1 protein-coding gene is annotated in these 10,783 nt (G+C 79.1%); it reads left to right on the top strand.

The genetic code is table 11. The features are described 5' to 3' along the window. Nucleotides 1-10,741, top strand: a 10,741-nt coding sequence (locus G6N68_RS30015) for a hypothetical protein (RefSeq protein ID WP_163719875.1), incomplete at its 5' end; no start/stop codon positions are given. Nucleotides 10,742-10,783: the final 42 nt, after the last annotated feature.

Below are 10,783 nucleotides of genomic sequence, written 5' to 3'. Positions count from 1 at the left end.
GGGCGCCGCCGGGCACGACGGTGTCGCCAACGCCAACAACGGCGCCGGATTCGCCGGCGGTGACGGCGGTGCCGGCGGTAAGGGCGGCGACGGCGGTGCCGGCGGTAAGGGCGGCGCCAACGGTGACGGTGTCGGCACCGGCGCTCACGGCAACGGCGGTAACGCCAGCAGCGGCGGCACCGGTGGTGTGGGTGGTGCCGGTGGTCACGGTCTGGCCGGCGTCAACGGCACCAGCGGGGTCAACGCCGGTGCGGGCCAGGCCGGCGGTAACGCCGGTACCGGTGGCGCGGGTGGCGCCGGCGGCGACGGCGGTAAGGCCGGGCTGGCCGGTGGGGCCGGCGCCAGCGACGGCACCAACGGCTTCGGCGGCACCGGCGGCAAGGGTGGCAACGCCGGCACCGCCGGTGCGGGCGGCCACGGCGCCGACGGCACCTCGGTCTACCTCGACGGCGGCGCCGGTGGCGCTGGTGGCGCGGGCGCGACCGGCGGTAAGGGCGGCGCCGGCGGCGCCAACGGCAACGGTGTCGGCACCGGCACCGATGGCCAGGCCGGCATTGGCAGCAACGGCGCCGACGGCGGCCGGGGCGGTAACGGCGCCGCGGGCGCGGCCGGCGCCAACGGCGTCAACGCCAACAACCCGCACGGCGCGGTCGGCCAGGCCGGCGGCAAGGGCGGTGACGGCGGCGCCGGTGGCGCCAGCGGCGGTGCGGGCACCACGGGCGGCACCGGCGGTGCCGGCGGTACGGGCGGCGCCGGTGGCAAGGGCGGCAGCGGTATCGACGGCACCAACGGCCAGGCCACCAACGGCATCGGCGGCAACGGCCAGGCCGGCGGCAACGCCGGCAGCGGTGGCGCAGGCGGCGACGGCGGCAAGGGCGGCGCCGGCGGCGCCGCGAACGGCGGCACCCAGGGCACGGCCGGTCTTGGCGGCGCGGCGGGCAACGGCGGCGACGCGGGCACCGCGGGCAACGGCGGCATCGGTGCGGCTGGCGCCAACGGCGCGGCCGAAATCAACAACAGCGCCGGTTACGACGGCGGGACCGGCGGCGCCGGCGGCAAGGGCGGCGACGGCGGCGCCGGTGGTAAGGGCGGCGCCAACGGAAACGGTGTCGGCACCGGCGCCAACGGCAACGGCGGCAACGCCAGCAGCGGCGGGACCGGTGGTGCGGGCGGTGCCGGCGGGCACGGTGTGGCCGGCGCCAGCGGCATAGCCGGACAGAACGCGGGTGCGGGCCAGGCCGGCGGTAACGCCGGCGCCGGTGGCGCCGGCGGCGCGGGGGGCGACGGCGGTAAGGCCGGACTGGCCGGCGGGGCCGGCGCCAGCGACGGCACCAACGGCCTCGGCGGCGCCGGCGGCAAGGGCGGCAACGCCGGTACGGCAGGCGCGGGTGGCCGCGGCGCCGACGGCACCTCGGTCTACCTCGACGGCGGCGCCGGCGGCGCCGGTGGTAACGGCGGGGCTGGCGGCGGCGCCGGTGGCGCCAACGGCAACGGTGTGGGCACCGGCGTCGACGGCGCGACCGGAACCGGCAGCAACGGCGCCAACGGCGGCGCCGGCGGCAACGGCGCGAATGGGGCGAACGGCACCAACGGCGTCAACGCCAACAACCCGCACGGCAGCGACGGCCAAGCCGGTGGCAAGGGCGGTGACGGCGGTGCCGGCGGCGCCAGCGGCGGCGCGGGCACCACGATGGCACCGGGCGGCGTCGGTGGTCGGCGGCAATGGCGGCATGGCAGCGGCATCGACGGCACCAACGGCCAAGCCACCAACGGCATCGGCGGCAACGGCCAAGCCGGCGGCAACGCCGGCAACGGTGGCGCCGGTGGCGGCGGCGGTAAGGGCGGCGCCGCAGGCGCCGCCAACGGCGGCACCGCGGGCGCAGTGGGCGCCGGCGGTGCGGGCGGCGCCGGCGGCGACGCGGGCACCGCGGGCAACGGCGGAATCGGCGCGGCCGGTGCGAACGGCGTCGCGAATGTCAACGGTGGCAACGGTTTCGCCGGCGGTGACGGTGGGGCCGGCGGCAAGGGCGGCAACGGCGGAGCCGGCGGCACCGGTGGTGCCAACGGCAATGGCGTCGGCACCGCTACCCACGGCAACGGCGGCAACGCCAGCAACGGTGGCGCGGGCGGCGCGGCCGGTGCCGGCGGTGCCGGCATCACCGGCGCCAACGGCACGGCCGACGTCAACAAGTACGGCACCGGCATCGGCGGCGGCCAGCACGGCGGCGACGGCGGCAACGGCGGCAAGGGCGGCGCCGGTGGCGCTGGTGGCACCGGCGGACTCGCCGGCGGCGCCGGGGCCAGCAACGGCAGCAACGGCACCGGCGGCGTAGGCGGCAAGGGCGGCAACGCCGGCACACCGGGCAACGGTGGCGACGGCGCGGCAGGGACCGTCAGCAACACCACCGGCGGTGCCGGCGGCAAGGGCGGCAACGCGGGCACGGCGGGCCTCGGCGGCGCCGGCGGCGCCAATGGCGGCGGCGGCAGCGCAGCAAGTGGCGCCAGCGGCAACGCGGTCGCGGGCATCGCCGGCAGCGGCGGCAACGGCGGCGCCGGCTTCAACGCCACCACCCCGGGTGCCAGCGGCGGTGACGGTGGCGCCGGTGGGGCCGGCGGCAACATCGGCAACGGCGGCAACGGCGGCGCGGGCGGTAACGGTGCGGCGGGCCAGGCCGGCTCCAATGGCGTCAATCCGGGTGCCAGCGGCACCGACGGCCAGGCCGGCGGCAAGGGCGGCCAAGGTGGCGCCGGCGGCGCGGCCACGGGTGCGGGCACCACGTCCGGCAGCGGCGGCAAGGGCGGCGCCGGCGGTGCGGGTGGCGCCGGTGGTTCGGGCGCGAACGGCGCCAACGGCACGACGACGGCCGGTGCCGGCAATGCGGGCGGAGCCGGCGGCAACGCCGGCAATGGTGGCGCAGGCGGCGCCGGCGGCAAGGGCGGCAACGCGGGTACCGCGGGTGCCGGTGTCACCGCGGGCAGCTCGGGCAGCGGCGGCAACGGCGGCGCGGGCGGCGCGGCCGGCACCGCGGGCAACGGCGGCGCGGGCGCCGTCGGAGCCAACGGCATCTCCGGTGTCAACGACGGTGCCGGGTTCAGCGGCGGCAGCGGCGGCAACGGCGGGACGGGCGGCAACGGCGGGTCCGGCGGTGGCGGCGGCGCCGCGGGCACCGGCACCGGCGGAGTCGCGGGCACTAACGGGAACGGCGGCAAGGGCAGCGCCGGCGGCACCGGCGGGGCCGGCGGCAATGGTGGGCTCGGCATCACCGGGGCCGACGGGACCGTGGACTCCAACAAGTACGGCACCGGCATCGGCGGCGGCCAGCACGGCGGCGCCGGCGGGGCGGGCGGCACCGGCGGCACCGGCGGCAACGGCGGCAAGGGCGGCGCGGCCGGCACCGGCGGTACCGGCGGCAGCGCGGGCTCCTACGGCAGCGGCGGGGTCGGGGGCGCCGGAGGGGCCGGGGCCAACGGCGGCGATGGCGGCAACGGCGCGATCGGCAGGGACGGCATCATCGGCACCAACAACGGTGCCGGCCAGGCCGGTGGCGTCGGCGGTAACGGCGGCAACGGCGGCAACGGCGGCAACGCAGGTGCCGGCGGCAAGGCGAACGGCGGCAGTGGCAGTCAGGCCGCGAGCGGCGCCGGCGGCAACGCCGGCAATGCCGGCGACGGCGGCAACGGCGCGGTCGGCGGGCACGGCGCGGCAGGCGTGGCCGGTACCAACAACGGTGCGGGCGGCAACGCGGGCAACGGCGGGGCTGGCGGCGCCGGCGGCAACGGCGGCAACGGCGGTACCGGCGCCACCACGGGCACGGCGGGTAATGCCGGTAGCGGCGGCAACGGCGCGGCCGGCGGAAACGGCGGACTCGGCGCCGACGGCACGGCGGCCAACCCCAACGGGGGCGCCGGCGGCAACGGCGGCAACCCCGGCGACGGCGGGGCCGCCGGCAGCGTCGGCACCGGCTCGGGCAGCCCGGTCGCCGGTTCGAAGGGCAGCACGCCCACTTCCGGCGGCAACGGCGGCAACGGCGGCAAGGGCTTCACCTACAGCACTCCGGGTGCCAACGGCGGCAACGGCGGTGCCGGCGGCAACGGCGGCTCGGTCGGCAACGGCGGCAACGGCGGAGCCGGCGGCAACGGTGTCGCGGGCGCGACGGGTACCGCCGGCATTCAGCCCGGTGACAGCGGCGGCGACGGCCAGGCCGGTGGCGCCGGTGGGCACGGCGGCCGCGGTGGTAACGCCGGGGCGAAGGCCGGGACCGCGGGCAGCGGCGGGGCCGGTGGCTCCGGTGGCGACGGCGGCGACGGCGGCCAGGGCTTGAGCGGCGCCGCCGGCCAGGTCGGCGTCGACGCGTACGGCAACGGCGTCGGCGGTGGCCAGGACGGCGGCAGCGGCGGGAACGGCGGCAAGGGCGGCAACGGCGGCAACGGCGGAGCCGCCGGCACCGGCAAGGGCGGCACCGCGGGCGTCGGCGGCAAGGCCGGCAATGGCGGCGACGCGGGCACCCCGGGCGACGGCGGTGCCGGCGCGATCGGCACCGCGACCAACCCGACCGGCGGCGCCGGCGGCAACGGCGGCAACGCCGGCAAGGCGGCCGCAGGCGGCACCGGCGGCAGCGGCTCGGTGATCGGCGCCAACGGCGAGGACGGCTCCGGGCCGACCACGCCCGTCGGCAACGGCGGTAAGGGCGGCGCCGGGTTCACCTCGACTGCGCCCGGCACCAACGGCGGCGACGGCGGCGCCGGCGGCAAGGGCGGCAACTACGGCAACGGCGGCGACGGCGGCGACGGCGGAAACGGAACGGCGGGTGCGGCGGGCGCCAACGGCGTCAGCAACGGTGAATCCGGCGGTAACGGCCAGGCCGGTGGATCCGGCGGTAAGGGCGGCGTCGGCGGCAACGCCGGTTCGGAGCTCGGTGACGGCGGCAAGGGCGGCAACGGCGGCGCCGGGGCCGACGGCGGCAAGGGCGGCGCCGGCGTGAATGGCGCCAACGGCGTGTCCGACCTCGACCTGTACGGCACCGGTGTCGGTGGCGGCCAGCACGGCGGCAACGGCGGCAACGGCGGAGTGGGCGGCAACGGCGGCGCCGGCGGCGCCGGCGGTACCGCCGGGTTGTACGGCATTTCCGGTGGCGTCGGTAACGGCGGCAATGCCGGCAACGGCGGCGCGGCAGGCACCCCCGGTAGCGGCGGCGCGGGCGCGGCGGGCACCTACAGCCACACCGCGGGCGGCAACGGCGGCAACGGCGGCAACGCCGGGACCGGTGGCGCCGGCGGCATCGGCGGCCTCGACGGATTCGGCGACCTCAGTGGCACCAACGGCAGCGCGGGGGCGGGCGTCACCGCCAACGTCGGTCACGGCGGCGCCGGCGGCGTCGGCTACAGCCAGGCACCCAACGCCACCGACGCCAACGGCAACGGCTTGGCCGGTGGCGCCGGCGGCAAGGGCGGCAACGGAGGCACGAACGGCAACGGCGGCGCCGGCGGCGCCGGCGGCAACGGCTCCAACGGCGCGACCGGCGCCAACGGCGTGAACACCGGCGACTCCGGCGCCAACGGCGGCAAGGGCGGCGCCGGCGGCGCGGGCGGTGCCGGCGGCACCGGTGGCACGACCATCGGCGACGGTGGCGCCGGCGGCAAGGGCGGCAACGGCGGCAGCGGTGGCAGCGGCGGCAGCGGCGTGGACGGCCACGACGGCGTCGCCAACTCCGACAAGTACGGCAACGGCATCGGCGGCGGTCAGGACGGCGGCAACGGCGGGTCCGGCGGTATCGGCGGCAACGGCGGCGCCGGCGGCGCGGGCGGCACCGCCACCAACGGCATGGCCGGCGCGGGCGCGGCCGGGGGCAACGCGGGTAACGGCGGCAACGGCGGCATCCAGGGCAACGGCGGCAACGGCGCGGCCGGCACGGCGGCCAACCCCGACGGCGGGGTTGGCGGCAAGGGTGGCAACCCGGGCACCGGCGCCAGCGGCGGCACCGGCGGAGCCGGCGGCGCGAACGGCAACGGATCCGGCAACGGCAGCCATGGCAGCAACGGCAGCGGCGGCAGCACCCCCACGGCCGTCGGCGGCAACGGTGGCCAGGGCGGCGACGGCTACAACGCGACGCTGCCCGGCGAAAACGGCGGCAAGGGCGGCGCCGGCGGCGACGGCGGCCTGTACGGCGACGGCGGCAAGGGCGGCAACGGCGGCAACGGCGCGGCCGGCTCAAACGGAACCAACGGTGTGCAGCCCGGCGAGAGTGGCGGTACCGGCCAAAGCGGCGGGCACGGCGGCGACGGCGGCGCCGGCGGCAAGAGCGGCGCGCTGAACGGACACGGCGGCGACGGGGGCCACGGCGGCAGCGGCGCCAACGGCGGCACGGGCGGCAATGGAGCTGCGGACCCGGACGGGATCGGCCCCAACGGCGGTAAGGGCGGTAACGGCGGGACCGGCGGCGCCGGCGGCAACGCCGGAGCGGGCGGCGCCGGCGGCGACGGCTTCCTCGGCGGCGGCGACGGCGGCAACGGCGGCAACTCGGGGCTCGGTGGCAGTGGCGGCACCGGAGCAGCAGGCAAGAACGGCTCGGGCAGCAACGGGGCGAGCGGCGCCGACTCCACCGCGATGACCGGTGACGGCGGCGACGGCGGCGACGCCTTCGGCACCCCAGGGGCCGGCGCGAAGGGTTACGCCGGCGGCGACGGCGGTCACGCCGGGATGTACGGCGACGGCGGCAAAGGCGGCAACGGCGGCGTCGGCGGCACTGGCGTCACGGGTACCACCGGCGGCGACGGCACCGGCGCCAACGGGGGCGTCGGCGGCGTCGGCGGTGAGGGCGGCGCGGCCGGCACCGGCGGTGATGGCGGCACGATAGCCGGCAACAGCGGCGACGGCGGCACCGGCGGCGCCGGTGGCACCGGTGGCACCGGCGGCAACGGCGGCACCGGCGACCCGACCTTCGGCTTCAACGACGGCGCCGGCGGTAATGCGGGCAACGGCGGCACCGGCGGTAAGGGCGCCGACGGCGGCAAGGCCGGCAACGTCCTCGGTGTCGGCACCCAGGGCAGCGGCGGCGCGGCCGGCAACGGTGGCAACGGCGGCGTCAGCGGCGTCGGCGGCACCGGAGCGGCGGGCACCGCCGCCCACCCGAACGGTGGTGCCGGCGGCAACGGCGCCAACCCGGGCGCCGGCGGCGAAGGCGGCACCGGTGGCACCGGCGGCACGTCGGGCCCGGACGGCGCGAAGGGCGCCACCCCCACCACCATCGCCGGCCACGGCGGCACCGGTGGCGCGGGCTGGAACTCCAACGACCCGAGCAAGCCCGGCGGTAATGGCGGCGTCGGCGGTAACGCCGGTGACTACGGCGTCGGCGGCACCGGCGGCAAGGGCGGCAACGGCGCCAACGGCGTGGCCGGCAGTGCCGGCGGCCTCGGCCAGGACGGCGGCAACGGCGGCAACGCCAGCGCCGGAGGCAACGGCGCCAACGGCGGCAAGGGCGGCGTGATCGCCGGCAACGGCGGCGACGGTGGCGCGGCTGGCCACGGCGGCGACGGCGGAACCGGCGGCAACGGCGGCGACGGCACCGCTGGCGGCAACGGTGGCAAGGGCGGCAACGGCGGCAATGGCGCCAACGGCGGCGTCGGCGGCAACGGCGGGCAGGGCGCGCCGGGCTACCACGACGGCAACGGCGGCGCCGGCGGCAACGGCGGCAACGACGGCATCGGCGGCAACGGGGGCAACGGCGGCCACGGCACGGCGGCCAACCCCGACGGCGGCCGGGGCGGTGACGGCGGCCTGCTGGGCAGCGGCGGCAGCAAGGGCGCCGGCGGCACCGGGTTCGTCAACGGCGCCGATGGCAAGAACGGCGGCGTACCAACCGGCAAGAGCGGCGGCAACGGCGGCAACGGCGGCAACGGCTACAGCTTCAACCCCGCCACCGACCCGGGCAGGTCCGGCGGTCACGGCGGCGACGGCGGCAACGCCGGCGAGATCGGCAACGGCGGCAACGGTGGCAAGGGCGGCAACGGCACGGCCGGCACCCACGGCGTCAACGGCACCAAGACCGGCGACTCCGGAACCAACGGCATGGCCGGCGGTTCGGGCGGCAACGGCGGTAAGGGCGGCAACAGCGGCACCATCGCCGGCAATGCCGGCAACGGCGGCGACGCCGGCAACGGCGCGGCCGGCGGCCGAGGCGGCAATGGCGTCCAGGGCAAGGCAGGTTTGCCCGGGGTCAACGGCGGCGTCGGCCAGAACGGCGGTAGCGGCGGCGACGGCGGCAACGGCGGGGCCGGTGGTAATGGCGGTGCGGCCGGGTCACTGCTCAACGGCAACGGCGCCGCCGGCACCGTCGGCAAGGCCGGCAACGGCGCGGACGGCGGCAAGGCCGGCACCCCCGGTAACGGCGGAACCGGTGCGGCCGGCACCCTTGCCAACCCCGACGGCGGCAAGGGCGGCAACGGCGGCAACGCCGGAAAGGCCGGCATCGGCGGCGCGGCGGGCACCGGCTCCGGCACACCGACCGCCGGCAACAACGGGGCATCGGTGGTCGGCCCGGCCGGCAACGGCGGTCAGGGCGGCGCGGGTTACAACCCGCTCACCCCGGGCAAGAGCGGCGGCAACGGCGGGGCCGGCGGCGACGGCGGCAACATCGGCAACGGCGGCAACGGCGGTGCCGGCGGCAACGGCGTGTCGGCCACCGTGGTGGGCGCCGACGGGACGAACCCCGGCGACAGCGGCGCGGCTGGCCGCGCCGGCGGCTCCGGCGGTCACGGCGGCGCCGGCGGCAAGGGCGGCGTGGACGGCGGCAACGGCGGCAACGGCGGGGCCGGCGGCAGCGGCGGCAACGGCACCAACGGCGGCAAGGGCGTGAACGGCAACGCCGGCAACGCCGACGCCAACAGCTACGGCAACGGCATCGGCGGCGGCCAGAACGGCGGCAACGGCGGCGCTGGCGGGGCCGGCGGCAACGGCGGCAACGGCGGGCTCGGCGGCTCGGCCACGAACGGCGTGGCGGGCGCCAACGGGGCCGGCGGCAACGGCGGCAACGGCGGCAACGCCGGGACACCCGGCAACGGCGGCAACGGCGCGGCCGGAACCGCTACCAACCCGGACGGCGGCAAGGGCGGCAACGGCGGCACCACCGCGATCGGCCAGGGCGGCACCGGTGGAACCGGCGGCGGCAGCAACGGCACCGACGGCAATGCGTTCGCAGGTGCTGTCGGCAACGGCGGCAACGGCGGCAACGGGTACAGCCCGAGCACCCCGGGCGCCAACGGCGGCAACGGCGGGGCCGGCGGCGACGGCGGGACCTACGGCAACGGCGGCACCGGAGGCAACGGCGGCAACGGCGTGGCCGGCACGAACGGCACCGGCGGGGTGGCCAAGGGCTCCAGCGGCACCGACGGCATGGCCGGCGGGGCCGGCGGTCACGGCGGCGCAGGCGGCGCCGGCGGCTCGATCTCCGGCGACGGCGGCAACGGCGGTAAGGGCGGCAACGGCGCCAACGGCGGGGACGGCGGAGCCGGTGTGGCCGGCGCCAACGGCACCTCGGGTAGCCCCCACGGCCAGGCCGGCGGCAACGGCGGCGCAGCTGGTAACGGCGGTAACGGCGGCAACGGCGGGGCAGGTGGCTCGGTGACCAACGGCGTCGTGGGCACCACCGGCAACGGCGGCAACGGCGGCAACGCCGGCAAGGCCGGAACTCCGGGCGACGGTGGGAACGGCTTCAGCAGCACCGGCACCGGCGTCAACGGCGGAAACGGCGGCAACGGCGGTAACGGCGGCAGCACGACGCTGGGCACCGGCGGGGTCGGCGGCACCGGCGCCACTCCCGGCACCAACGGCGCCGACAGCGTCGCACCCGTCGGTGTCGGCAACGGCGGCACGGGCGGCAACGGCTACAGCCCGACCAACGGCACCGGCGCCAATGGCGGCAACGGTGGCAACGGCGGTAACGGCGGCAACTACGGCAACGGCGGCGCCGGCGGCAACGGCGGTAACGGTGCTTCCGGCAAGGCAGGCACCAACGGAGTCAACCCCGGCGACAACGGCGGCAACGGCCAAGCGGGCGGCGCCGGCGGCACGGGCGGCAACGGCGGCCTGGGCGGCACGGTCTCCGGTAACGGCGGCCAGGGCGGCACCGGCGGCACCGGCGCGACCGGCGGCGCGGGCGGCAATGGCGCGGCGGGCGACGTCGACACCGCGGGCGCCGGTGGCACCGGCGGCGATGGTGGAGCCGGCGGCACCGGTGGTGCGGGCGGCAACGGCGGCAACGCCCTGGGCAAGGGCACCGGCGGCAACAGTGGCAACGGCGGTGCCGGCGGCACCGGTGGGGCGCCCGGCAGCGGCGGCAACGGCGCGGCGGGCGTCTCCGAGGAGACGCCGGACGGCGGCAACGGCGGGGCCGGCGGCACCGGGGGCAAGGGCGGCAACGGCGGCAACGCCGGCACAGTCGGCACCGGGATCGACGGCAACGGCACCAGCGGCGTCGGGGGCAACGGCGGCAACGGCGGCAGCGGCGCCAGCCAGACCGGCGGCAAGGGCGGGGACGCCTACTCCGACGCGGTCAGCGGTAACGGCGGCAACGGCGGCAATGGTGCTAACGGCGGCGACGGCGGCAACGGCGGCGCCACGGGCGGCAGCGGCGGTACCGGCGGCGGGTTCGGCGGAGGCGGTGTGGGCGGTGTCGGAGTGGGCGCCGGCAGCAACGGCACACCCGGCGACCCGGGTAGCAAGGGCGACAACGGCCTGAACGGCTAGGCGCCGTGGACCAGCACTCGGCTGCAGCGAACCCCTCCGCCG

Source organism: Mycobacterium bourgelatii (assembly GCF_010723575.1).
Taxonomy (GTDB): Bacteria; Actinomycetota; Actinomycetes; order Mycobacteriales; family Mycobacteriaceae; genus Mycobacterium; species Mycobacterium bourgelatii.
Note: the sequence above shows the minus strand (reverse complement) of the source record. Positions and strands in the feature narration are given on the sequence as shown.